Origin of the sequence: Haloferula sp. BvORR071 (genome assembly GCF_000739615.1) — a bacterium.
Classification (GTDB): domain Bacteria; phylum Verrucomicrobiota; class Verrucomicrobiia; order Verrucomicrobiales; family Akkermansiaceae; genus Haloferula.
The window spans coordinates 118,818-144,348 of the sequence record NZ_BATP01000059.1; the positions used below are offsets into that span (position 1 = coordinate 118,818).

The window sequence follows — 25,531 nt, forward strand, 5'->3', positions numbered from 1 at the left end:
TTCCTCCTACCCTTATGCCTCCCCAAGTGAACCTCGCCATTATTGGCAGCGGCCCTTCGGCAATCTACCTCCTCAAACATTTACTGGATGAAGGAAAGTTTTTGAAGCGGTGGCTCGCCAGCATCTCGGTGTTCGAGAAGAGCCAGCTCACGGGCATGGGGATGCCCTACAACCCGCTGACGACCGACCGCTTTAACTTGGCGAACATCTCTTCCGAGGAATTGCCCGAACTGCCCGTCCCGATGGTGGACTGGCTCGAAAGCCTGGACCAGGAGGACCTGCGGGGCTTGGGTTTAGAGGGAGAGGAGATCAGCGCTGAAAAGATCTACCCTCGGCTCGTGCTCGGGCAGTATCTACACTCCCAATACCGGGTGCTGCTGTCCGGACTCCAAGAGCGGGGGATTCACGTCCGCGAGTTTCCCGGTTGCGAGATCACCGATATCCAGGATCTGCCTGAGGAAGGCGCCGTTCGCCTAGTGACCGCGAACGGAGGAACCCATTCGTTCGAGAGGGTAGTGATCGCAACCGGCCACTATTGGACAAGCGAAGACCGCCCGGATCGGGGTTACTACGCGTCACCTTGGCCGATCCGCAAGCTCTTGCCGGGTGAGGGCGAGCATCATGACTTCACAATCGGCACGCTAGGTGCCTCCTTGAGCGCCTTCGATCTGATCACGTCGCTTGCCCACCGCCACGGTCGGTTCGCGGGAGAGCTTGGAAATCTCTGCTTCGAGCCCAGTCCTGAAGCCCCCAATTTCAAGATCGTCATGCATTCTTTTCACGGTTGGTTGCCGCATTTGCAGTGGGACCAAGAAGAAGCGATGCGAGTGATCTACCGTCACGTCGGCCGGGAAGTGCTGCTGGGATTGCGGGATCACGAGGGCTTCCTGAGGCTGGAGACTTACTTCGATGCGGTATGCCGCCCGGCGCTGGCCGACGCCTTCCGCAAGGACGGGATGACCGAAATGGTAGGAAAGCTGGCGGATCCCCACTTCAAGCTGGCCGACTTGGTGGAAACGATGAGCGACAAGCACGACTATGACAATGCCTTCGAAGGCATGCGCCGGGAGATGACGGAGTCGCGGCGCTCGGTGCTGGGGCACAAGCCGATCCACTGGAAGGAGGTCATCGATGACCTGATGTATACCTTGAACTTCCACGCCGAGTTGATGCCGGCGGAAGATCACCTGAGCTTCCGCAAGACGGTGATGCCATTCCTGATGAACGTCATCGCGGCAATGCCGCTGGAATCTGGCGAGATCCTGCTGGCCCTGTATGATGCGGGAAAGATCGAGATCATCTCCGGCAAGGCGGTGGTCAACGAAGAGACGGGGAACGATGGCACCACCAGGATCACCATCCATGATGAAGACGGCAGCGAAACCACCTCGAACTTCCGCATCTTCGTGGATTGTGGCGGCCAAAAGCCTTTGGAGCTGCCCGACTACCCTTTCCCGAGCTTGGTGAGGGCCGGGGTCGTGAGCAAAGGGCGGGTCCGTTTCGCTGATTCCTCGGTGATTTCATCCTTGGAGGATGAGGTGCGGGAGCATGTCTTCTCGGACAGGGGCGAGAGCTTTTACCACGTCGGCGGCGTGGATATCGATTCCGCATGCCGCTTGATCTCGGCGGATGGTGTTAGCAGCCCCCGAATCGCTGACGTGGCCTTCTCCCACACTTCGGGTCTACGGCCCTACTCTTACGGCTTGCAGTGTTGCAGCGATACCGTGGCGATTTTTGTTCAGGCCTGGCTGCAGGAACTCCGCAGCAATGGAGAAATCGAGGAGGACTCCATCGAGCTTTCAAAGCTCTACGAGGAGATCTGAAGCAATCCCCCTGGGCCTTTCAAAATCCCGAGGCACCTCACGGCGGGTCGCATTCCGGGTGCAGGACAGCGTCGTCGATGCCGTTGAAGAACTCTGCATCGGAAATCGAACTGCGGGGTATCACGGTCGACCTGAAGGTGGCCACGGTGGGACCGCGCGTGCAGACCAAGTAGTCGCAGGCTGTGGGAAAGATCGCCAAGACCTCCGCAGCCTCCGGCCCGGGAGGATGAGGAACGCCGACCTGCGCCAGATACTCCAGACCCTCGAAGCGGTATCGGATTGCAAACAAGGCGGCGGGGGTCAGCGGCTTGCCATATCGCTCGGCACATCCCTTGGCGAGTTCCCGGTAGAACTTCAGCGCCTGATCACGGTCGGAGAAGCCGGGGACGAAGAACTTCATGGATCCACGACTCCCTCGGCCCAGGCATCGATGGCAGCGGTGAGCGCAGCCGACGCCCGTTGGATTTCCGGTTCGGCGGAAGAAGCAAGTTCCAGCGCCTTGCGCGCCGACTTCAAGCGGTCAGTCAGATATTGGGGCGGACCATTGAGATGGTCCAGTGCATCGGCCATCTTGATCAACCGCGCCTGCCACGGCGCCTGCCTGAGACCCTCCCAGTATTTGCCTTTGTCCGATGAGGGGGACTTTGAAAGCCACTCCACCCATTGCGCCACTTTCGGGCCCATGGTCATCGCTAGGCCCTCCCGGGTCAGCGGGGTCTTTTCGAGTGCATCGTGAAGGTAAGCAGCTGAGAGCACCTCGGCGTCATGGCAACCGAAAACCGCAGAGACCAGCATTGCCACCCGCGCGGGATGGGCGAAGTACGGCATCGGTGATCCGGGAGGATTCTGGCCCTCATGTGCCTCGGCCGCGATTGCCGCCGCATACTGCCACAGATAGGCCTTGGGCGGCGGGTCCAGCAGCGGGTTCAGGGGTGTAGGGGACTCCTGCATGGCAACGAATCAATCGGCGAGCTTGGCGAAATCCTCCCGCCAATCCCGGTTGAACTGGTCCTTGTAGTCAGGATGGAGCGGCCCGAATGCTTCGATGAACTTTTCCGCCTTGTGCTGCCGAATCTTGAATTGAGGGCGGACGCCGTCTGAATAGACCACCTCGCCCTCGCCCGAATGTTTTTGCCTCCAGGTCCGCAGGTTCTCGGCGATCGTCAGATCGTCGGTGGCCTGAGGACCGGACACCTCTTTCTGCTGCTGTTCTGAAAGGTCGCCTGTCATGGTTCGAGATGGCTCGAAAGCTTATCCAATGCTGCGGAGGGTAGGCTCGCGGTCCCAGCGCCGGCCCTTCTTGGCCACGGCGATGAACGAGCGTTGCCCTTTCGCGTCATCCACCGTGACGGTGCCGTCGTCCGGCTCGACCGCAGCGGTATCCAACAAGGGTTTCGCGGAAGCGGTATAGCCGATCACCTTGAGATGGCCGAAGGCATCGCGGACCCAGTTCACCGCGGCAGCTTCTTCCACCAGAATTTCGATAGCCTCTGCGGAAGCGACCACCGCTACCACGTCGAACAGCACGGAGGGCCCGCCGGAAAGGGAATGGTGCACGGCGAGCGGGGTGCCATCCGAAAGCGTGACTCCGCCGATCTTCGGTGCAATGAGTTCCACGGCTGATTTCTCTTTCTTGAAGGCTGCGGTGAGCGCGGTGATCACGGCGGCATCCGCTCCGTCCGTCACAAAAATCCCGGCCTTGCGTCCCTTGAGGATGCCGGGATCCTTTGCGATGAGGCTCAGCGACGGGGATGCGGGAAGATCCCGCGGAGCGATTGCGGGAGCGATCTTCATTCCGCCCTTCGCCGGCATCCCGAGCGCGTCCGCCACCGTCTGATGGAGTTCTTCCGCGATGTTCGCCAAGTGTCCGAGCATGCGCTCGCGAATTGCCACCACTTCGACCTTGGCCAATTCGAAGGCGAGTGCGCTGGCGATGTGGTTCTGCTCAGGCGGAGTCATCGACCGGAAAAACATCCGCGCTTGCGAATAGTGATCCGCGAAGGTGTCCGAACGCTTGCGGATCTTCTCGCCGGTCTCCGTCTCCGGATGTGTGCGGAAGCCGTGCATGGGGCACTCGCGTGGAGCGGCCGGGGGCGAGATCTGGCTCGGCTCATAGGCGACGCGCCCGGGGTGCACATGCATTTGGCGCAGGCCGTCCCGCTGGTTGTTGGCGAAAGGACAGCGCGGCGCGTTGATCGGAATCTGATGGAAATTGGGACCACCCAAGCGGCTCAGCTGCGTATCGAGGTAGGAGAACAGGCGGCCTTGAAGCAGCGGATCGTCAGAAAAGCCAATGCCCGGCACGATGTGGCTGGGACAAAAAGCAACCTGCTCGGTCTCCGCGAAGTGGTTCACCGGGTTGCGGTTGAGCACCATCTTGCCCAGCATGCGGATCGGGATCACCTCCTCCGGGATCAGCTTGGTGGGATCGAGCAAGTCGAAGTCGAGGTCGGCAGCCTGGCTTTCCTCGATGACCTGCACGCCCAGTTCCCACTCCGGGAAGTCGCCGCGTTCAATTGCTTCCCACAGGTCACGCCGATGGAAATCCGGGTCAGCGCCGCTGATCTTCACGGCCTCGTCCCAGACCACCGCAGCGCTACCGATCGTGGGCCGCCAATGGAACTTCACAAAACGGCTTACGCCTTCTGCGGTGATAAAACGGAAGGTATGAACGCCGAAGCCTTCGATCATGCGCAGCGACCGCGGGATCGCCCTGTCGGACATGGCCCACATGATCATGTGCATGCTCTCGGGCGTGAGCGAAATGAAGTCCCAAAATGTCGCATGCGCGGAGGCGGCCTGCGGGAAGCCGCGGTCCGGCTCCATCTTCACGGCATGGATGACGTCGGGGAACTTCATGGCATCCTGGATGAAGAAAACCGGGATGTTATTGCCAACGAAGTCGTAGTTGCCCTGCTCGGTGTAGAACTTCACCGAGAATCCGCGGACATCCCGCGGCAAATCAACGGATCCGGCACCACCCGCAACCGTGGAGAAGCGGGCGAAAACCTCGGTCTTCTTCTTCGGATCCTGGAGGAAGCCGGCACAGGTGATATCCGCGGCGGATTCGTAAGGCTGGAAGTAGCCGTGGGCACCAGACCCACGGGCGTGGACGATGCGCTCGGGAATCCGCTCGTGATCAAAGTGAGTGATCTTTTCCCTGAGGATGAAGTCCTCCAGTAGCAGTGGACCGCGCACGCCAGCTTTCAGCGAGTTCTGGTTATCGGAGATCGGCAGTCCCTGATTTGTGGTGAGGTGTGGGTCACTTTCGACAGCAGTCTGGTGGGTCTCTGCGGGTTGCGATAAGGGCTTGCTTGCTGAAGGGGTCGAGGGCGATTTCTTGGAGGCCATGGCGGGAGATGCGTTGTGTGAGACTATACCGGTTTGCCGATTCGCCCTCGCAGGAAGAATGCCCGAATCAGGAAGAGACGGCCCATGGCTGTACATCCGGAATCCATCCAATGTTACGCCCATAAATTGCGGGCAATCTGCATGACTCCACAGCACATTGCACGCGCTGACGCCTCTTCACCACACAGTCCAATCGCTCTACGGAACCTAAGCGGAAGAAATAAGCGCCGGCGGTGAGGGCAGGCTTCAGGGATAGGGGAGGCCTGTGGCGGGAAGTATGATGCGGGATCAACTTTTACACTTCTCTCGCTGCCGTTCTGGGTGCGGGTAAGCAGTTTTACAGCCAGCGGAACAGCCCGCCCGGCACTGAGAATGCTAAGGTGAGCCGATCCTCCCGAGCACGTGCCTCCTTCTGGTTACACGTCGGGTGGCATTTGCTTATCCTGAATCCAAGCACTTTGCGACCCTGTATGGACAATATTGACGGCGTGATGATCCAATTTTTTCATTGGTACAACGCCCCCGATGTCACGCTCTGGAATGAATTGAAGGACCGCGCCTGGCAACTTGGAGAGGCCGGTTTCACTTCGGTCTGGCTGCCTCCGGCGTACAAGGGAAATGCCGGTGGATTGGACGCGGGCTATTCCGTCTACGATATGTATGGCCTGGGTGAATTCGACCAGAAGGGCTCGGTGAGGACCAAATACGGGACCCGTGACGAATTGATTGCCGCCGTGGCCGAAGCCCGCCTCTGCGGACTGCAAATCTACTGGGACGTAGTCCTGAATCATCGCATGGGCGGGGACGAGGAGGAGGAATTCACCGCCACTCCCTACTACAACGACAACCGGCACGAGCAGATTGGCGAGCCGCGCACGATCCGGGCGCACACGCACTTCACCTTTCCCTGCCGGCAAAAGAAGTATTCCGAGACGGAATGGCATTGGTGGCACTTCACCGCGACCGATACAGACAACAACAATCCCACGGCGAATGATATCCTCTTGTTCGAGGGCAAGAGTTTTGATGAAGCTGTGGATCTGGAGAAGGGCTCATTCGACTACCTGATGGGCTGTGATGTGGACGTGAAGCACGAGGAGGTACAAGCGGAGATTAAACGTTGGGGTGAATGGTTCTTCGACACGATCGGCATGGATGGCGTCCGCTTCGAGGCGGTGAAACACGTCGAGGCTGGTTTCTTCCCGGTCTGGCTGCAACATGTCCGGAACTACTCGAAGAGCCGGATATTCGCCGTCGGCGAGTATTGGTCCTACGAGATCGAAGCGCTGCATCACTTCATCTCCGTGACGAGTGGCGCCGTGGCGCTCTTCGACGCGCCCCTGCACCTGAATTTCTCGGAGGCTAGCAAGGCGGGTAATTCCTTCGACATGTCGCGCATTTTCGAAGGCACTCTAGTCAAAAATGAACCCGCGCTGGCGGTCACGCTGGTCGCGAATCACGATACTCAACCCCTGCGGGCCTTGGAGTCAGTGGTCGAAGAATGGTTCAAGCCGCTTGCCTATGCGCTGATCCTTCTTCGGCAGGAAGGTTACCCCTGCGTGTTTTACGCAGACTATTACGGCGCGAGCTATGAGGATGTGGGCCGGGATGGAAACACCTATCCGATCGAAATCCTCTGCCACAAGAAGACGATCGATGATCTGAGGGGAGTTCGCCGCAACCATGCGCACGGTGATCAGTACGATTACTTCGACCATCCGAATACCATCGGCTGGACCCGTCAGGGGACGGACTCCCATCAAGGCGGGGTGGCTGTCGTATTGAGCAACGGTGATGCTGGCACCAAGCGAATGCAGGCCTCCAGCCGAACCACGCCTTTTACGATGCCCTCGGCAACATCTCCGACATGATCCACACCGATGGCGATGGCTGGGGGGATTTCTGCTGCAACGCGGGCAGCGTATCCGTCTGGTTGCCGCAATGATCCCATAGGCTGCTTTTGGTTAGGCGGCCCCGTCCCATTACTACCCCAGCCAATGAAGCGCATCTTTAAAAATAACGGCCTCAGCATCGTCCTTCTCGTTTGCTTCCTAGCTTTTTGGGCCGCGCAGGCCGTCAGTGGCTTCAAGGTCCACAATCAGGATCAAATTCTCTACGGAAGATCGCCCCTGGAGTTCTTGGATTACCTCCGTAGCGGGCATTTCTGGCAGGCCACCGGCGAGAACTGGGAAAGTGAATTCCTCCAAATGGGAGCCTATGTGATTCTCACCACCTATCTCTACCAACGAGGTTCCGCCGAGTCCAACGATCCGAACAGGGCCGGAGAATTTGAGAGGGAACGGAAGAAGAAACCTGGTAGCTGGCTCTACCGAAACTCGCTTTCGCTCGCCTTCCTAGTTCTGTTTCTCCTCTCTTTTACGATGCACGCAGCGGGTGGCCTGGTGGAATTCAACGAGGAGCGATCCGAGCATGGCCAGAGCGCCGCGACGTTGGGCGAGTTCCTCGGGGATCCCGAATTCTGGTTCCAATCTTTCCAAAACTGGCAGAGCGAGTTCCTGGCAGTGCTTTCAATCGTGGTCCTCACGATCTTCCTGCGGCAGAATGGCTCGCCCGAAAGCAAGAAAGTCGGGGCAACGAATTCGGAGACGGGTGACTAAGGATTGTGCGAGTGGCTTTCGAGTCGCAGGCCGTCCTCGTTGAGACGTAGAGGATGCGTGCCTCGTCGAGCGGGAATGAAGGCAGATGCCAGTTGCCGGCCCTTGGATACCTATGGGCTGCCATCGATTGTCGACGCCGAGCGCATGGGCGTGACTTCGAGTAGGGAATAGCATGCTTGGCGGTTGCAAGTTGCATTCCGATGCCGGCATTTCCGGGATAGCTCCCGCGAGGCCGGATGGGGATCAGGAACATCTCCGATATTGGCTATAGCGGCATGAGCATTTCATCCAGTAGTAAGGGCAAATGGCCCGCGTTTTGCGAGGGGAGTGGAAGCCATGCCGAACAACTCCAAGGACGAATCGGATGAACATCCTCAACGGCCCGCTCAGGAGCAACCCCGCCAGCCGGGTATCGAAAGTGAAATGGAACCCGCTCCCCGCTTCGAGAATCCGGAGCTTCGCGGGAGCGGCCGGCTTGTAGGTCGTGTGGCGCTGATCACCGGCGGTGATTCCGGCATCGGTCGAGCGGTGGCGATCGCATTCGCCCGGGAAGGCGCGGACGTCGCAGTTGTCTACTTGAACGAAGACGATGACGCGAGGGAAACTGCGAGGCTGATTCATCAGCATGGTCGACGCTGTCTGCTTCATGCTTGCAACATCGGATCCCAAACCGCCTGTGAAGAGGCCGTGGCGCAAACCCTTCGGAGCTTTGGTAGACTCGACATCCTCGTGAACAATGCCGCGGAGCAACATCCCCAGCCCTTTGTTACCGACATTACTCCAGAACAGTTGGAAACTACGTTCCGCACCAATGTCTTCGCGATGTTCTTTCTCACAGCGGCTGCTTTGCCTTACCTAAAAGCCTCCCCAACCCCAGCAATCATCAATACCACCTCAGTGACAGCTTACCGGGGAAGCCCGAAGCTACTCGATTACTCTGCCACGAAGGGTGCGATCGTCAGCTTCACCCGCTCGCTCGCGAGTCAGCTTGCGGAGTTGAAGGTCCGCGTCAATGCCGTGGCTCCCGGGCCCATTTGGACGCCCCTGATACCTGCTACTTTCCCGGCCGACGAAGTAGCGTCTTTCGGTTCGGACAGTCCACTAGGTCGCGCCGGGGAGCCTTGGGAATGCGCCGAGTGCTATGTGTTTCTTGCCAGCGAGGCCGCTAGTTACATGACCGGCCAGGTTCTCCACCCGAATGGCGGTGAAATCGTCAACGGATGACCCCACTTGCTACCATCCTCAGTTGCCATTTTCCATGTATCCGAACCCTTTGCTCCTTTTCTGCCTTCTCGCGCTCCCCGCTGCAGCCTCTTTGAGGACAGCTCGCGCACCGTGTCCCCTTTGCCGCTGTGTTCCAAGGGGAAGGGTGCCCGAACCCTACCTCGAAGTTCGTCGAAACCCATGCCGCCACGGCTCTGAGGATGTGGACCTCGTGCTTGACGGTGCGGCAGCCTCGATCACGTGGCCCGAAACAATGGTCAGGGCTGTGGAGCGGGAGTAAGGCATTTGGCTTCATGACATGAAGATTGCCACCTACAACGTCAATGGAGTGAACGGCCGGCTACCGGTCCTTCTCCGCTGGCTTCATGAGGCCGAGCCGGATGTGGTATGCCTTCAAGAACTCAAGGCCCCGGAGGAAAAGTTCCCTTTGCTGGCAATTCAGGAAGCGGGCTATGGCGCGGTCTGGCACGGCCAGAAGAGCTGGAATGGTGTCGCGATCCTCCGCCGCGGTGCGGACCCGGTCGAGACGATGCGCGGCCTGCCAGGAGATCCAGAGGACCTTCACAGCCGCTACATTGAAGCTGCGGTCGAAGGCGTTCTCATCGCCTGCCTCTACCTGCCGAACGGCAATCCCGCGCCGGGTCCTAAGTTTGACTACAAACTCCGTTGGTTCGATCGCTTCACCAAGCATGCCCGATCGCTGATATCGAAAAAGCTCCCTGTCATCTTGGCAGGGGACTTCAACGTGATGCCCACCGAGCTGGATGTCTACAAGCCAGAGAGCTGGGTGGATGATGCGCTATTCAGGCCCGAGGTGCGCGAGGCTTTCGATCGCTTGGTGACGCAAGGCTGGACCGACGCCCTCCGGCATCTACATCCGGGCGAGCGCATTTACACTTTCTGGGACTACTTTCGGAATGCCTACGCGCGCAACGCCGGCCTCCGGATTGACCATTTTCTCGTGAGCCCCGAGCTCGCTGAGCGCTTGACCTCTGCCGGAGTGGATCGCGACGTCCGAAGCTGGGAAAAGACAAGCGATCATGCCCCGGTATGGATTGAACTGGCAAACCAACCCAAGCCCGCGAAGAAGAAGCGGTGCACCGCACGTCCAAGCTGGTGACTCTTTTGGATCAAGCAAAGGGCTACCTTGCCCTCGATATGTTCGAAGAGGCCTGGCAAGCCTTGGATGAGTTGCCCTCAGACACCGTTGCAACGCCCGAGATGGTCCGCATCCGCATGCGCGCCGCCGCGGGGATGCAGCGCTGGGACTTCGTCCACGAACTCGCCTTGATTCTCCGGAGGGGCAATGAGGAGGACCGCTTCGAGGCCGCCTCCGCGTTCCAATCGATGGCTGCTGAACACCTTCGCCAGGGCCACGAGGAGGACGCCCGGAAGATGGCAGCGGCAGCTATCGAAACACGCCCAGCGCAACGCACGCTGATTCTCGAAGACCCCCGCTTTCCGGCGAACTTCATCTAGCGAATGCGAAGTCAGCTTCCGGCCCACCAGGAGCGTTCGTTTGACGCTCGGCTCGTCCACCTCTACAGCATGCAATGGCCAAACCGCATGCTTCTTCTGCGAGATCCTACGGTACGAGGAGCTCTGCGATATGTTTGACGCAAAAGTGATCGACTACGCCGCGAAGGCTGCTGAGGGGACGACTAGCTCAGTCAGCCGCGGGCGGATCGAGGTCGTCGAGGACCAATCAGCAGAGCCGGCCCATGACGGCGTATGGGTCACGTTGGAGATTCGTTCCCCTGAAACTCACAGCCTGGGGGATTCCCAGGATAAGATTACTCTTTCGGAAGTGGATATTAAGCTGGTCTTGAGGGCGCCCCACGATTCAGAGGCGGATTGGATTCTCGATGGTGCAGAACCCTTGGGCCTTTCCGATGCGGACGTGTGAGCTCCAACGGGTCTCTGTAACCTGGATTTTCTCGATACTTCCACCCGGAGTCCTCTTTCTTCTCTGCTAGGTCTGGCCCGGGCATCGCTCGGAGTCGGCGGGATTTGTTTATAGGCCCCGGGTGGAGGCGGTCAACACTCAGCCCTTCCATGGGGGACCGGGGGCAGCCTGCAATTTTTATCGGGCAATTAGCCACCGCGCCGTGAGTCCCGCTAGCAGGCCCGCGCATCCGGCGGCAACGATCGTGGTCACGGGGGCCATCTCGACTAGGTCTCCGATCCGGGAATGCCACAGCGCCTTGTTGATACCCATTCGCGTCTCCCCCTCATCCTGCTGTTCGTTTCCTTCCGCCACTGCCGCGAATGGTCGTGGATCGCGTGCCGGTACAAATGGGCGAGGGTCCGCTGCGGCGAGAAACGGCCGGGCGCTTTCCCCAACCGCGGATGGACGGGGGGCGTCCTCCGGCGCTTGGGATTCCAATATCGGGCTTTTAGGGTAGGCAGGTACGTTGGACATCGTCGTGAGGGTTGTGCTGTTCTCCCTCGCAGCAGCTGTGCCATTCAGCTGGCAGCTATCGTCGCCTAGCGGGGAGCGCAGGATTCAAGTCCGGTTCCCCGGTCCGCGGCTGTTTGGCTGTTCTTGGCGAGCCGTAGGGGTTCTTGCCGTTCCTCGACAGTTCACGAGGGGCCGTGTGAGCCACGACTGCTTTTGGTCGGGCGGGAGGGCTACGTGCAGCTCTCCCGAAATTTCGACAACATCGCCAAAAGTTCTGTCCTGTTCCGTCAGCGTGTCAAAGGCAGCGCGAGTAGACAAAAGTCGGGTTGCATTTGCGTCGATCTGCTTTCCTTTTGGCTGTGGAACTCGCGGTAGCGGGGGCGAAGGGATCGCAGAGCACCTTCTAGCTGCCTCGGGAACTAACAGCAAAGTGATAGGATGAGAAACGTCACCCCGGACCAGATCAACAAGGAAGCGGACCAATCGAGCGAGGGCAAGCGATCCACATCAAGTGTGGTCGCATCGCTGATGGACGATTTCATCCGGATTCCGGGGACTGATATCCGGTTCGGTCTAGACCCCATCTTGGGTCTTTTTCCGGGGCTTGGAGATACGTTTGCTTCGCTCGTGGGCGTGGCGATTATCAACGAAGCCGGTCGGTGCGGCGTGTCCCGGAAAACGCTTATAACAATGGCCCTCAACATTCTCGCCAATGCTGCTGTCGGGTCCGTCCCGGTGATTGGCGACCTCTTTTCCGTTTGGTTCAAATCCAATCGGCGGAATCACGATCTGTTGCAAAAGGCGCTCTCCAGCGAGATATCGCCGGCCGAGCGCGAAAAGGCCGTTCGCCATGCAAGCCGCTTCGCCATTCTCTTGATCGCCGGGGTAATCTTGGGCGTGGTCCTCATCATCATAGGCTCCCTCGCCCTGCTCAAACTGCTCTTCCAATGGATGTCCGCGTAAGACCAAATGCGCATCCGCTGCCGTGACCGCCCACACTCAGCCTCTTCAAGTGCGCTAGGGGATGGACCTTGGGGGGGCTTCCAACGACACTTCGCCCGTCAGCGCGGCGACAACTGCTAGAATGACATTCCCGTTTGCGAAGTCATTTTGCCACAGATCTCAGGGTGACTGAATCTGCTTGTTCGATCGCTTGCGGACGCTATCTAAAGCATGGCCTTTGCCAGTGAGGCGAATGAATGCTTGCCGCTTCCATCTTCTTCGATGGCTGATCGCCGTCGTCTTGATCTCCGTTCAGGTCCGCGCTGACGATGCCGTGCTAAGTGCGGACTTCTCCGTGCATACCGGGGCCATTCGGCCACTGCATGGTGTCAACAAGGGGCCGCTGGCACCTGGGGGGATCATCGACGTGATTAAGGAGCAGAAGGAACTGGGGATTCCTTTCACCCGGCTTCATGACTGCGGCTGGCCTAATCCGTATGTCATCGATCACCACGTCGTTTTTCCAAACCCAGACGCTGATCCGGCATTGCCGGAGAGCTACGATTTCCGACTGACTGACGAATACATCGACGCAGTGTGCAAGACCGGCGCGGAACCGATCTACCGATTGGGCGAAAGTATCGAGCACACCAGCGTGAAGCGGTATGTCCATCCCCCCGCGGATATGGAGAAATGGGCGGCGGTCTGTATCGGCATTATCCGCCACTACAATGAAGGGTGGGCTAGCGGCTTTCATCACAAAATCCGCTACTGGGAAATTTGGAACGAACCCGAGAATCGCCCGGCAATGTGGAGCGGGACCGACGACGACTACCTGCGGCTCTACCGCACGGCAGCCACGGCCATCAAAAAACAGTTCCCGGCTTTGAAGGTTGGCGGCCCGGCGCTTGGTTCCAGCGGCACATTCGTGAATGGTGAATTCGTTCCAACAGAGTTCGCCACGAACTTTTTGGCGATGTGCCGCAGAGACAATGTTCCATTGAATTTCTTTTCCTGGCATTGCTACACCGCCGATCCCTCCGAGCTCTCGGCGCGCGCGTGGGCAATTCGCCGACTTCTGGATTCCAGAGGTTTCACTGAGACCGAGAACCATCTCAATGAATGGAATTATCTTCCCGGCAACAGCTGGGAGCCGATCGCGCGCTCCGGAACTCCGGAGGCGCGCCAGCACTTCTACGAAGAAATGGCCGGTGCCGCGGGAGCGGCTTTCATTACCACTTCCCTAACAGAACTTGAGGACGCACCCCTTGACGTCGGCAACTTCTTTCACGGTGAATTGGGTGGCTTCGGGATTTTCACCGAGCAAGGCGTACCTCTGAAGGCTTACCAAGGGCTGCGGGCATTCCAAGGTCTAGTGGAGACGCCGCAGCGCGTGGAAACCCGCGGTTCCGTCGCGGGGAAGCTGGCCTTTGCCGCCGGATCGAGCGGCGATGGGCGTGAAGCGACGATGCTGGTGAGCAACTTCGCCGACCCGCGCCAAGAGTTTGTCCTGGACTGGAAGAGTTTCGCCTGGACCGGTGGCGTGACAGCAGAGATCCACATCATTGATGCAGGCAACGATTTTTCTACATCGCGGACCGAGGCGATCGCGGGCGACGCTGCTACGCTGCGCCTGACCCTGAAGGCTCCGGCGGTTGCGTTGATTCGTCTGCGCCCTACCGCAGGCGCGGCGGCGAGAACAACGCTGTCGGTTACCGCGCCTGCGAACCGGCTGGTCTTCCAGCGCAGCCAGGCCGGGGACGCGGTAATACATGTCTCCGGAAGCTGCGCGTGGCCGGGCCAGGCGGTTGAGGCGCGCATCGTGGACATCGAGACGGGCAAGGCCGGTGAATGGACTGCGCTGGGAGAAGTGCAATCGGATTTCAGCTACCGGGGAAAGCTCACCGTCGCCACGGGCTGGTATTCGCTTGAGGTCCGCTCCCGCGGCGATGGAAATTCAGCCGTTGCAACGGTCGGACGTTTCGGGGTGGGGGAAGTCTTCGTGGTCGTAGGCCATTCGGTCGCGCACGGGGGAGCGATCAATCTCCCCGGGGCCGATGACGACAGGGTGAACACCATCGCGCTGCCTGCGGGCGATATGGAATCGCAGCGGCAGTATCGACTCACCGGCGACACGCGTTTTCTTCCGGACGCGGTAGGCCGGCACTTCGGTTCGAACGTCCAGCCCGCTCCCGCCGGAAACGGAACGTATTTCTGGGCCGCATTCGCGGAGCACGTCGCCAAGGCGAACAAGGTTCCGGTGCTGCTGCTAAATGCGGCATTTGGCGGCACCAGCTTGGAACACTGGGCCAAATCGGCGCGCGGCGAGACGTTCGAACATCCCTTCGTTAATTCACAGATCCGCATGCCATATGTCCGCCTCGAACAGGCGCTAACGAAGTATGCTGCGGTCACCGGCCTGCGCGCCATCCTCTCCGATCAGGGTCAGAACGATTGGCTCGAGAGGGACGAGAATAAAATCGTCGCGAACTACAAGGCGTGGATCGATCAGGCTCGCAAGGATGCCGGCTTCCCGAATCTGGCTGTGGTGATCAACCGTCAGTCCCCCCCTGATGGCTTTGGCCAAATCCGCCGGGTGCAGGATCGAATGATTAAAGAGCACCCCTTTTGTTTCGCCGGTGCAGACTACGACACGCTGGAGAAGGAGGATACGGTGGATAAGGTTCACCTCAGCGAGGCCGGGGCCAAGAAGGCCGCCAAGCTATGGGCGGACGCGCTTGATGCAAAGTTCTTCGGCAGCGCTCCAGCGATGTTGGCGCACTAACCGACGATAACCCAAATCTTCCATAGGCGCTCCACGACCCTTGTTAACGGACGTCGTCCTCAACCCGTTCTGAGCTCATCCTATCTCTCCGGCAGCTTCAACGGATGCAACCCTTCAAAATCAAGGTTCTGACTGAAAACGGTCCGGAATTTGCGACGGCTATTTTTAATCCGCGCCACCCTTTGGGGGAGATGTTGCGAGGACGTTCCGGATCGTTTCGATCAATGTCGGAATGGCAACGGGCTTGATGAGATGGGCGTTGAACCCGGCATTCCGACTTTTTTCGATGTCCGATGGCATCCCGTACCCGCTTTGGGCGATCGCGGGAAGCTTCTGAATTTGATGGATCCGCTCGACGAGTTCGTACCCGCTCATGTCGGGGAGTCCGAGGTCGCTGACGAGGAGGTCGAAGCTCTTCCGCCTGGCCATCTCCAGCGCGTGCTTCCCGTCGAGCGCCGTGCTGACCACCAGACCCATACTCTCAAGGATCATCGTGAAGACTTCCAAAGTGTCTGCATGATCATCGACTATGAGGATCCTCGTTCCGGTGAGGTCTGCACGCATTTCCGTAGTTGGTGCGGTAGGTGCCGACAAGGATTTCGACTGGGCGAGCGGAAGCTCCACGGTGACGGTTGTTCCCTGCATTTTGCCGGCGCTATGGGCGGAGATGGTGCCGCCGTGAAGCTCCGCGAACTTTCGGGCGATGGCGAGGCCGAGTCCCAGCCCTCCGAATTCTACCGCGACCTGTTTGCCGCCTTGTTCAAAGGCGTTGAAGATTTCCCGGATTACATCCGGTTCGATGCCCACCCCGTCATCGGTGATGACGATCCGAAGCGTTTCGCCCTCGACCGAGGTGGCGATGTTGATGTTGCCGCCGACAGGGGTGAATTTGATCGCGTTCTTGAGGATGTTCCAAAGGGTCTGCTGCAGGCGCGCCGAGTCCCCGTTGACATGACTCCTTCCGGCGTCCATGTGGAGGGTGAGTTGCTGCCCCTTGGAATCGGCATCTACTTGGCAAATTTCCACAACATTGGTAACAAGTGCGTGGACATCGACAATGTCATTGTCGAGATGGAGCTTGCCCTGGATGACGCGATTGAAATCGAGCAGGTCGTCGATCAGTCTAGCTTGCAGACGCACGTTGCGGTCAATCACCACGAGTTTCTCGCGCAGTCCGGGAGGCAGGCTGTCGTTGTCATGCAACGACGATATGAGGGCCAGCACGGGAGTGAGTGGGGTGCGGAGTTCATGGCTGAGGATGGCGAGGAACTGGTCCTTGGCATCGCTGGCAGCCGTGACGGAGGAGAACAACCGGGCTTTCTCCAAACCGATCGCCGCCTGTGCTGCCACACTGCCGAGGATGCGTTCGCTGCGCTCGGAGAAGGCCGACTTCGATTTGCTCCAGAAATGGAACATCCCCATGAGGCCACCCTCGGGTTGCTGGACGGGAACCGACATGCAGCTGAGCATGCCGAGACCGTCGTGGAGTTCACCCAGGATGCCCCCAGACGGAATATCAGAAATGTCCGCATACCGGCTAATCGATGCCGGAATCTCGCCCCAAATAAGTTTCCCATCCGCTCCCAACCCTAAGTCTGACAACGCTCCGGCCGATCTGCCGGAGACCGCATATAGCCGCCATTGGCCGGCGCCTTCCCCGAGCAGGAACACCCCGAGATCGGCATCCGTCAGTCCAGTGGTCACCTCGATGAGCGATTGCGCGAGGGGCACCAGGTCCAGCTTGGAAGCAAGCATGAGGCTGATGCGGTTGAGGGTCTCGAGCTCGTCATAGAGCGCCAGGACGCCGGTGTTGGTCTCGGAAAGTTCCTGGTTCATGCGCGACAGCTCCTCCTCGCGGAGGTGGGCTTCGGACATCATTTCCAGCAACTCGCGGTTCTGGACGCGCACCTCCTCGAACGCGCCCTTCGGGGAACGGCTGGAGAGCTCGTCAACGATAGCCTGCAGATCTTTCGGCAATAGCTCGGGGGCTGTGGGAGGGAACACCTTCGACATGCGGATCGTGGTGCCATCCCGTGTGCTTTCGATGTCCAAGCGGTCCATCAGCCGCTTGGTGCCGACGATGCCGAGGCCCATGCCAGTCTTCGAACGATAGGAACCGCCGAGGATCTCTTCCAACTGGGCGATCCCATTCCCCCTGTCGCTGACCTCGATGAACAAGGTCTGGCGGAGCCGTCCGGCGCGGGAAGGAGAGGGCTCTGATACAACCGAGAAGTCCACCCTGCCACCGCCGGCGTATTGGTAGGCGTTGCGGGCAATCTCGGAAACGGCCGTGGCGATGCGGATCTGCAGTTGCTGCGGAAAGCCGAGCGAACCGGCCAACTGCCGGGCTTGCTGGCGCGCCGTCACCACATCCTGCTCGAAGCCGATGCTGAGGGAGAAAAGCCGGAGTTTGGCGTTTGGCGCTGTCATGGTCTGGCCCGGACGACAACAGCAGTGGCATCGTCGTTCCCCCTCAAATAATCCCGATACAGGATGCCTGCAATCAAAGCGGTCCGTTTCATCCAGATCCCCGGATAGCTTGAAATGGGGGTGTTAGACTTGAGGCCATCGCTGGCCATGAGGAGCATCGCACCGGCTGGCCAAGGGACACTGTGTACCCTCACCGTTCGGAAATTGAGGCCCATTGTGCCGTTCATCGATAGGAGGCTGGAAGACGAATCGGGGGTCACCACGCAGCCTGAGATGTTGCCCAGCCCGGTGAAGCGGAGCTCCTGCCTTGCCGGATCTATCTCTGCGATAGCGAGGGCGGCGCCGCGTGTCGTCCGCAGCGCGGCGTGGATCCTTTCCATGAGCTGCTCCAGCCTTTCCTCCGGATGCGCAAGGAGAACCTCCACGGCCTTTCCCGAGGCCTCTGCCGCCATCTCCCCGTGACCTAGTCCGTCCGCCACCAGCACTCGCAGGATGCCATCGCCGAGTTCGACGGTCTGCCATGAGTCGCCGCAGGCGATCTCAGGCGGCACGGGAACATTCACGGCACCGACCTCCCAGCGGCCTGTCTTCGACGGCGCGGCATCCCGCTCCGCGAGCCCGCTCAATATAGCCGTGCCGAGGCCAGGGGAGGAATGGAAATCGAAATAATGCGAAGCCCGCCCAACCGCGCCGAGTCCGGTGCCGGAGGTGCCTGCCGTTGAGAAACCATCGGACAGGCACTGCTGGAAATTCGCCACGCCGCCGCAGCGGTTAAGAGAAAGGATTTCCACCCCGTAGGTTGCACCGCTGGCGAGTGGCCGGACAACAAGTGTTCCGCCCTTGGTGTGTAGCGCCAGATTGTTGCCGAGCTCTGTTACCACGAGTGCAACGCGGGCGGAAAGATCCTGCGACCATCCGGTATTGCGCGCCCAATACCCGATCATCCTCCGGGCATCGCCCACCTGGCTCTGCTCGTGGATCGGGATGGCAAGGGAGTGCATCATGGACGTTCTTCCGACATCAGCGCCATTTGGTGATTGTAACCCGTGTTCCCTCGCCCGGCTTGGAAACGAGATCGAAATCGTTAACCAGGCGTTTCGCCCCGCCCAGCCCGAGGCCCATCCCTGAACCGCTCGTGAAGCCGTCCCTCAGCGCCTGCTCGAGGTCCGCGATTCCCGGGCCTTCATCGACGAAAGCGACCCGCACACCCCGGCGGACGTTGTCGGTCACCAGATCCAGGATCACCTCGCCGCCGCCGCCGTAGATGAGCAGGTTCCTGCCCAGCTCGCTGGCCGCCGTGACCACCTTCGTCTGATCCACCAGCGATAGGCCGATCTCCACCGCAATTGTGCGCACAGACTGGCGCACTTTCACCACGTCCGATTCACCTTGGACAGGAATGGTCGATGTTTTTTCGACGGTCATGCCGGGCCGCTCTCCGCACGCAACAGTTTCATGCCCCGCGAGACGTTCAAGGCGGTGTGCACGCCTTCCAGCGTGAGGCCGAGTTCCACGAGGGTGATGGCTACCGCCGGCTGTATCCCTACAACCACGGTCTTGGCATCCAGAACGCGCGCCATCGCGGAGATGTTGCCAATCACGCGTCCGATGAACGAATCCACCACCTCGAGCGCGGAGATGTCGATGAGAACGCCGCGAGCGTTCTCCTGGCTTATCTTCTCCGTTAGATCGTCCTGGAGCTGGAGCGCGAGGCGGTCATGCATGTCGACCTGGATTGTGACCAGAAGCATGTCCTCGATCTGGAGGATTGGGATTTTCTCTACCATCAGTCGTAGGGCTTATTTTTCTCGGGTGACCCTGAATCCCATCTTGTTCATGGCTGTCTTCAGCGCCTCGGCCATGGTAGCCTTGGTGCTGACCGTGGTCAGGTCGATGCCAAGGTGCACCATGGTCTGGGCGATCTGCGGCCTGATGCCGCTGATGATGCAGTCCGCGCCCATAAGCCTTGCGGCGGAGACGGTCTTGAGAAGATGCTGCGCGACCAGCGTGTCTACGGTGGGGACGCCGGTGATGTCGATGATCGCGATCTCGGACTCCGTGCTGACGATCTGCAGGAGGAGTGACTCCATCACCACGTTCGTCCGGGCGCTGTCGAGGGTGCCGATGAGCGGCAGGGCTACGATCCCGTCCCAGAGCTTTACGACAGGAGTGGATAGTTCGATCATCTCCATCTGCTGCCGGGAGATCACCTCCTCGCGTGCGCGCTGGTGCGTCTCGATGGTGTGGAGTGCCAACCTATCGAGCAGGTTGTTGGCGGTTTTGATCTCCTCGAAAAGCTTGTCTGGGTCATTCCCCACATCCTCCCTTAGCCCCTGGATGATGGGCTGCTTGAGCGACAGCACGAAAAGTGCGGTTTCCGACGCGGAGAACCCTAGGCGTCCCCGGCCTTTGGAGATTTCGCTGAGAAACTCCAGCACCGGCTTCCATGCCGGAGCTTTCAGATCATCGAGTCTGCCTCCTTGCACCGCAGTTTCCAGGCGTGTAAGGAACTGCTGGCCCTGTGTGCGCTCGTCGTCCTCTTTGATCAGGTCGGATCGTCTTCCGGCGGAGCTGAGCTGGCGATCCCATTCCTCCAAGATATTACTACCGGATTTCTTTAAAAGATTTGGCAAGATCGTCTCCGACATGATCGCGTCTACGCCGCTCTCAAGAGGCGAGCAAGGGGGAAAATTTTAATCCTTCCGCAAGCTTGTATCGCATACCTGAGGATCGGCTCATTCAGCGGTCGGTCCGGCTGCCCGCTGACCGACCGTGAAGAGCTGCAACATATCGCCTTTTTTGATTGTGAGCGCCGCCTGAATGTTTCGCTTCCTACTGCCGAAGCCTTATATCCGTCGAACTCGGCCTACACATTTTTTGTCTTCCGATGGAGGACTTCCAGCAGCTCTTAGTCCCTCGAAGCCTATCTCCGCAAAACACCAGATTTCTCAGGGAAAACTCCACGGTTGTCGTGCATTATCCGCGCCTCCTCCATGTCGCAGGAGTCCATCCCTTCTTCTCGCCGCGGGCTTTGAGCGCCTGCCGATACTCGTGGTGGTGCTCGGCGGGGTTGCGTCGCCCGTAATGAGCACCGCCTCTCCATCCCCTGTTTCCCATCCGGGTGGCGCGGTGTCGGCCACCCAGTCACCAGGCGAACAATCCAGCGGCGTCGCCCGTATTTATGCGGCGTGTTCCATTATTGCCGATGCTTGTTAGAGGCAGGGCTTAAAGTGCCGGAAAGAATTTGCACTCCCGCGGTCCGGGTTGCCTCGCTGAACCCAAGCCCTCTTGACGAAGCGCCCCCGCGCGCAACTTTACGTTCGCGGGTCGGAGTGGGATCCTTCCGTGGACGCTAATCCAAATGCCTCCGGTCGGCATTTTGCCGCCCTTGTCCGGCGCGACTTCAATGCTTTGATCCGTGCATGCGTGAGGCGGATCACCCTACCGCTCCAGAAGTCACCCCCGATTCTGTTTCCTCTCGCTTCTCTGGGCGACACCTAGGAACGCCTGAGGCGGTGGGAAGAAGAAACATCCGCGCAATGCGTCAAGAGGTGGCCGACGTCCGCCGTCGGCTGGCGGAATATTGGGATGGGATGCCGCCCGAGGATCGGGCCGAATTACAGTTGGCGGGGGTTAGGTCTAGAGCCGCAACCATATCGCGTGGACGCTGCCGTCCTTGGCCACGCACCGCGTAGGCGTAAACACCCGAGCGAGGCCGGCTTCCGTCGCAAGCAAATACCTCCTCTTTGAAGCGTCCCCATCAGGCACCGCTGTGGCCAGAACCCAATCATAGACTTCGCTATCTTCGACACAGGACCGGAGGCGCGGATCACGCTTGGGCCGGATCAGGGTAACGGGAATTTCAATGATCGGCGCGCGGTTATCCTCCGCCTGTGGTGAAGTCTCGGGCTTGATGTGGGAAGGTTCCCGCCGTGTAGGAGAAGTGGGGGCGCGTATCGTTAGGGAGGGGGTGAGTGCGAAAGGCAGTCAAATCGGCTCACATCTGCGTTTGCAGAATTCGTCACTGGCATTGCTTTTTGCTCGTCACTTTCCGCTTGTGTCCGCACCGCCTGCTAGAGGGAGGCTGATCGGAAGCGCAACGCTTTTTGGCCCGTGTTATGCGAAAGCTTCCGCGCTCCTGTAAGGTCCCCAACTTTACCCCCCAGGAGTGGCGACGGGCCTGATGCATCCCCCCTTCACCGGGCCCGCCGCCATATCATCTTCCAGGACTAAAACTCCCGTGCTTGGACACTGCCACCTTGGGCAAACAGTTCGGGTCCTTCACCCTAGACCCCGAGAGGCGCGCCAAGGGCTACGAGAGAGGCCTCTCCGGCCTCACCAACTTCGGCTTCCTCATCAGGCTCCGCTCGATCATCTCGGACCTTGCCAGCTCCGCCTTCAAGAACGCTTCAATGGCCTCCTCCAAGGCATCCTCGGCATTACCGGCGAGCTCTTCGGGCAGGGTGGGGGACTAGGCGGCAATTCCCTCAGCTGCCAGCTTGCTTTCAGCGGTTGCTCCACTGGGGGCGGCCTTATGAGTTCCCTCTTTGGCAGCCTGCTAAGCTTTGAGGGCGGCTACACCGGCAATGGCACCCGCTCCGGCGACATGAACTGCCGCGGGGGGGCGCCTCGCCATCCCTTCACCCCCGCGAGACCGTCTTCGATCACGCCGCCGTCAAAAGGAGTGCCCCCTCGCGCGACGGTGCCGTTAACCTCTCCATGCCCATCACCTTCATGCCCGGCGTGAGCAAAGCAGGAACTCGCCGAGATCTTCCTCTCCTCAAGCGCGACATCATTAAAACCAATCCCGCTGCTCATCTCCCGCGACGGCCGCTACGCCGGTGCCTTCGTCCAATAGTCGGTAGGGCGGTCGTGGCCCACGCCGCCCCACTTCACCTGCTTTTCCCTGATCACTGCCCACCGATCACTTGGCACCTGCCATCTCATCTGACAGCCATGCACCCCACCCCAAACCCCATCCCCGCAACCTCCACGCCCCCCTTGGTCTCACCAAAGCCATCCCAACCGCCCTCATCCCCTCCGGCTGGCAACAAGTCACCGCACCTTTCCAAGTCGGCGACATTATCCTAACAGACATGGCCCACCCGGCATCTGGGACGGCGTCAAGATCCTCGCCCAACCTGCCCAAGGCATCGGCATCCTCCACCTCCACGCGAGCCACGCCCGCGCCGGACTCCGGTTCACGACACCCGTTCCCACGCCATCAATATCTCACCCGTAGCGTCATCGTGCCGTTCGCCGCGCTTGAAGGTCCACCATCCCTCAGGCCTACCGCCGCGCGACCGCGGACCTTCCATCGTGTGAAAGTCGTGGATGCCCCAGAACGGCGCCCGCACCGCTGGCAGCCAGTCTCCCACTTGGCAATCGATCGGATCTTCGCGTCGCTCTCCACGGCACATGCCCGCGGGAATTAGCGCACAAGAGTCCTCTATGGCAATCAACCGCTAATAGGCATCATGCTGAATATCCCGTCAGTGAAATTCCCGACGCCCCCACTGGGAGCGCGGAGGCTCCGCCTTGCATCCTTCATCCACGCGCTTCCCAGCTCATAAAAAAATGCCGCCGCCCCATCCCTGAAGCGGCGGCTGCATTTTCCAGGAAATCCTTATTTGGAAGTCTTCGCCTTCTTGGAAGCTTTCGGAGCCTTGCTCTCGGCTTCATCAGCCTCCTCCTCTTCCTCGCCTCCTTCATTTGCCTCCGCCATCAGCGTCTCCGCCAAGTCCGTGAGTGTGGAATCGCACTCACTTTCTTCGTCCAGAGTTTCCTGCAGAAGCTCCACCACTTCATCGAGACCCAAGGTTTCTGCCAGCGCCCGAGCCGATCCGTAACCAGAGATCTCGTAGTGTTCCACTCGTTGGGCGGCCGCGATCAGTGCGAGGTCTTTGATCGTCGGATCGCCGTCCTCCTCGATCGCTTCCGCGCCCTCTTCCACCAGGCCCTGCATCGCCTTGCACACCTTGCCTTTCGGCGAGATCTCAAGCAGCTCGGCCACTTTCTCTAGGCGGGTCACGTGACCCTTCGTTTCTTCGAGGTGAGAGGTGAAACCTTCCTTCAGATCCTCATTCGCCGCCGCCTTCGCCATTTTCGGGAGAGCTTTGACGAGTTGGTTTTCCGCACTGAAGAGATCCTTGATCTCTTCTTTTAGCAGGACTTCAAGCGATGTGAGTTTAGCCATAATTCTATCCCTTGTGGGGAGTTTCCCTCTCGCATGACATGTGCCTTAATGGGGAGATTGGAAAAGCCTCGTCCTTGCAAGGCCCGCCACTACTGACCATTGCTTCAGCACCGGAGCCGGCGAGCAACCTGCACTGCCTTCATCGCAGAATGCCGTGGCTCTTCCCGTGGCCTACTCTTCACGGGCCTGCACTCGCACCGGCGCATCGTTGGCATTCCCTTTGCAAAGGTCTCTGCATCCGGAGCAACCGCCGGAAATCATCGAACATGAAATCCAAGGACGAACAGATCAAGGAAGCCCGCAACGAAGATCCCATCACCGGCGAACCCGGCAGCCATCCTGTCGGCGTAGGTGTTGGTACCGCTGCGGGCGCGGCAACCGGCGCCAGCATTGGTGCCGTCGGTGGCCCGATCGGCGCGGTCGCGGGTGCCGTGGTAGGTGGCATTGCCGGCGCAGTCGCGGGCAAGGCTGCCGCCGAAAAGATCGACCCCACCGTCGAGGCCGACTACTGGCGCACCCAGCATCCGCGCCAGGATTACGCGGACGCGGAATACACCTATGAGGGCGACTACGCCCCGGCCTACCGCCTGGGCTGGGAAGGACCTGACCGCTACAATACCAACTTCGAAAACGCGGAGAGTGCCATGCGCGCCGATTGGGAAGAGCGGAAAGGTAACTCACGCCTCGACTGGGAGAATGCCAAGCACGCCGTCCGTGCCGGCTGGCATCGCGTCGAGCGACAACTCCCGGGAGATGCCGACAACGACGGCATTTGACCAATTTCCAGGTCCCGCCATCTGACGGTTTAATTGCGTTGGCTGGGCCCCGGTTCGCAAGAGCCGGGGCCTTCTTTCTTCCGCTCGCTGATCCTCACACCCACTCGATTGTGGCACCAGCCACTCCACTTTCACTCGAGCCACTTCCCGCACTACCATATCCCAGGCGAAAGGCTCTCGTTGGAAAGCTCATTTTGACTTCGCTTCCCCAGCCGCTTCTCCAGCACGGTCCCGCTCGGCTTTCGGAACTTTGTCCCAAGGCGCAATCAACAGTTTGCTGACATCGAAGCCCGCCTTTCGGGCGATATCTTGAAGCGACTTCAGTGTCTCTTCTCCGATTGGAACCTCCCGCGCGAGGATCCACAGCGACTTTCGATCCGGCACCCCGACCACCGCGTATCGGTAACCCTCATCGACATGCATCACGTAGTAGTTCGGAGCTTTCGCCTTGATCGGACCGAACGAAACCACCAAGCGTCCCGGCGGGTCGCCCTCGGCAAGCTTCGCCTCGCCTGTGATGTCCACGACCTTCTTTCCCGCTTTGTCGTAAGCGGTGTTTTTGACTGTCACCTGCCCGGGCTCCTTTCCTGCTCCGTATTCGGCCACTGCAAGGGTCCCGGAAGGCTGGAACAGCATCGGCAGCCTAGCCACCTCATACCACTTCCCGAGATACTTCTCGGGCTTGAACTCTTTTAAGGAAGGCAGCGGTTCCGGCGCTTTGTCCTCCCCGGCGGCTGTCCCGAATAATGTGGTCGAGAACAACGAAAGAACCAGCGTGCAGATGGATGAGCTTCTCATGGGTGGCTTTGAAAACTTTGCGGAGCCAGCCCTTGCAGACCGGTAACCCCACATTTTGCCTCTGGCGGAGCACGCATCAACCGATTTCTCCGCGCTCCCTCTGCGACCCCTGCGCCTCCGCGGTTACCTCCACATCCCGGGTGCCTTCAATCCGCGCCCATCCGTGGAAAGCCGTGGTTCACCCCGC

21 protein-coding genes and 1 pseudogene are annotated in these 25,531 nt (G+C 59.7%); 11 read left to right on the forward strand and 11 right to left on the reverse strand.

The features are described from left to right. Positions 1–26 precede the first annotated feature (26 nt). Positions 27–1,823 (forward strand): FAD/NAD(P)-binding protein, encoded by a 1,797-nt coding sequence (locus BV071_RS29625; RefSeq protein ID WP_265595060.1) that lies wholly within the window; start codon positions 27–29, stop codon positions 1,821–1,823. Positions 1,824–1,860: 37 nt separating this feature from the next. Here the strand turns inward: BV071_RS29625 and BV071_RS29630 are convergent, their stop codons facing one another. From BV071_RS29630 to BV071_RS29645, 4 genes are read right to left on the reverse strand one after another with little or no spacing between them, the layout of a single operon-like run. Next, complete coding sequence (locus BV071_RS29630) at positions 1,861–2,223, reverse strand: hypothetical protein (protein ID WP_035615317.1); 363 nt, start codon at positions 2,221–2,223, stop codon at positions 1,861–1,863. Then, positions 2,220–2,774 carry an HD domain-containing protein gene (locus BV071_RS33940; RefSeq protein ID WP_052574051.1) on the reverse strand — a complete coding sequence of 185 codons (555 nt, stop codon included), beginning with the start codon at positions 2,772–2,774 and terminating at the stop codon, positions 2,220–2,222. The genes BV071_RS29630 and BV071_RS33940 overlap by 4 nt, the downstream gene beginning before the upstream one ends. A gap of 9 nt (positions 2,775–2,783) precedes the next feature. Further along, positions 2,784–3,053, reverse strand: a complete 270-nt coding sequence (locus tag BV071_RS29640) for a hypothetical protein (RefSeq protein WP_035615319.1) — start codon at positions 3,051–3,053, stop codon at positions 2,784–2,786. A 21-nt stretch (positions 3,054–3,074) separates the two neighbouring features. After that, positions 3,075–5,174, reverse strand: coding sequence for a catalase (locus BV071_RS29645; protein WP_035615321.1), 2,100 nt, complete (start codon positions 5,172–5,174; stop codon positions 3,075–3,077). A gap of 470 nt (positions 5,175–5,644) precedes the next feature. Between BV071_RS29645 and BV071_RS29650 the strand changes: the two are divergent. The 8 genes and pseudogenes from BV071_RS29650 to BV071_RS29685 all read left to right on the forward strand — a co-directional run bounded on the left by BV071_RS29650 (position 5,645) and on the right by BV071_RS29685 (position 15,144). Beyond that, positions 5,645–7,119 (forward strand): annotated as a pseudogene (locus BV071_RS29650) (alpha-amylase). Then, positions 7,061–7,792: a DUF6766 family protein gene (locus BV071_RS29655; protein ID WP_265595062.1), complete on the forward strand. Its 732-nt coding sequence runs from the start codon at positions 7,061–7,063 to the stop codon at positions 7,790–7,792. The pseudogene BV071_RS29650 and the gene BV071_RS29655 overlap by 59 nt, the downstream one beginning before the upstream one ends. Before the next feature lie 336 nt (positions 7,793–8,128). After that, positions 8,129–9,016, forward strand: a complete 888-nt coding sequence (locus BV071_RS29660) for a glucose 1-dehydrogenase (protein ID WP_035615328.1) — start codon at positions 8,129–8,131, stop codon at positions 9,014–9,016. 298 nt (positions 9,017–9,314) lie between these two features. Then, on the forward strand, positions 9,315–10,136 hold the full coding sequence (xth, locus tag BV071_RS29665; protein WP_052574052.1) for an exodeoxyribonuclease III: 822 nt from the start codon (positions 9,315–9,317) through the stop codon (positions 10,134–10,136). Further along, positions 10,112–10,495, forward strand: a complete 384-nt coding sequence (locus BV071_RS29670) for a hypothetical protein (protein ID WP_035615330.1) — start codon at positions 10,112–10,114, stop codon at positions 10,493–10,495. The genes xth and BV071_RS29670 overlap by 25 nt, the downstream gene beginning before the upstream one ends. Positions 10,496–10,640: 145 nt before the next feature. Next, complete coding sequence (locus BV071_RS29675; protein ID WP_265595063.1) at positions 10,641–10,922, forward strand: hypothetical protein; 282 nt, start codon at positions 10,641–10,643, stop codon at positions 10,920–10,922. A gap of 933 nt (positions 10,923–11,855) precedes the next feature. Next, positions 11,856–12,380, forward strand: a complete 525-nt coding sequence (locus BV071_RS29680) for a DUF4112 domain-containing protein (protein WP_052574053.1) — start codon at positions 11,856–11,858, stop codon at positions 12,378–12,380. Positions 12,381–12,612: 232 nt separating this feature from the next. After that, entirely contained in the window at positions 12,613–15,144 is a 2,532-nt protein-coding gene (locus BV071_RS29685; RefSeq protein WP_035615335.1) for a sialate O-acetylesterase, read from the forward strand. Between the two features lie 165 nt (positions 15,145–15,309). On the opposite strand, the gene BV071_RS33945 is transcribed toward BV071_RS29685, so the two are convergent. From BV071_RS33945 to BV071_RS29710, 5 genes are read right to left on the reverse strand one after another with little or no spacing between them, the layout of a single operon-like run. After that, positions 15,310–17,574, reverse strand: a complete 2,265-nt coding sequence (locus BV071_RS33945; RefSeq protein WP_052574054.1) for an ATP-binding protein — start codon at positions 17,572–17,574, stop codon at positions 15,310–15,312. After that, complete coding sequence (locus tag BV071_RS29695; protein WP_035615338.1) at positions 17,571–18,578, reverse strand: SpoIIE family protein phosphatase; 1,008 nt, start codon at positions 18,576–18,578, stop codon at positions 17,571–17,573. The genes BV071_RS33945 and BV071_RS29695 overlap by 4 nt, the downstream gene beginning before the upstream one ends. Before the next feature lie 16 nt (positions 18,579–18,594). Next, complete coding sequence (locus BV071_RS29700) at positions 18,595–18,999, reverse strand: anti-sigma regulatory factor (RefSeq protein ID WP_035615340.1); 405 nt, start codon at positions 18,997–18,999, stop codon at positions 18,595–18,597. Next, positions 18,996–19,361: an STAS domain-containing protein gene (locus BV071_RS29705; protein ID WP_035615343.1), complete on the reverse strand. Its 366-nt coding sequence runs from the start codon at positions 19,359–19,361 to the stop codon at positions 18,996–18,998. Before BV071_RS29705 ends, BV071_RS29700 begins: the two co-directional genes overlap by 4 nt. A 12-nt stretch (positions 19,362–19,373) precedes the next feature. Continuing rightward, on the reverse strand, positions 19,374–20,222 hold the full coding sequence (locus BV071_RS29710) for an STAS domain-containing protein (protein ID WP_035615346.1): 849 nt from the start codon (positions 20,220–20,222) through the stop codon (positions 19,374–19,376). A 1,596-nt stretch (positions 20,223–21,818) separates the two neighbouring features. On the opposite strand from BV071_RS29710, the gene BV071_RS29715 reads away from it, so the two are divergent. Beyond that, entirely contained in the window at positions 21,819–22,049 is a 231-nt protein-coding gene (locus BV071_RS29715) for a hypothetical protein (RefSeq protein ID WP_035615348.1), read from the forward strand. 1,151 nt (positions 22,050–23,200) lie between these two features. Here BV071_RS29715 and BV071_RS29730 read toward each other — a convergent pair. After that, positions 23,201–23,770, reverse strand: a complete 570-nt coding sequence (locus tag BV071_RS29730) for a ferritin-like domain-containing protein (RefSeq protein WP_052574055.1) — start codon at positions 23,768–23,770, stop codon at positions 23,201–23,203. A 266-nt stretch (positions 23,771–24,036) separates the two neighbouring features. Here BV071_RS29730 and BV071_RS29735 point away from each other — a divergent pair, with 266 nt between their 5' ends. Further along, the gene (locus BV071_RS29735) at positions 24,037–24,546 is read left to right on the forward strand and encodes a hypothetical protein (RefSeq protein ID WP_035615354.1); all 510 of its coding nucleotides are present in this window, start codon (positions 24,037–24,039) and stop codon (positions 24,544–24,546) included. 189 nt (positions 24,547–24,735) lie between these two features. Here the strand turns inward: BV071_RS29735 and BV071_RS33950 are convergent, their stop codons facing one another. Beyond that, the gene (locus tag BV071_RS33950; RefSeq protein WP_052574056.1) at positions 24,736–25,308 is read right to left on the reverse strand and encodes a lipocalin family protein; all 573 of its coding nucleotides are present in this window, start codon (positions 25,306–25,308) and stop codon (positions 24,736–24,738) included. Positions 25,309–25,531 lie beyond the last annotated feature (223 nt).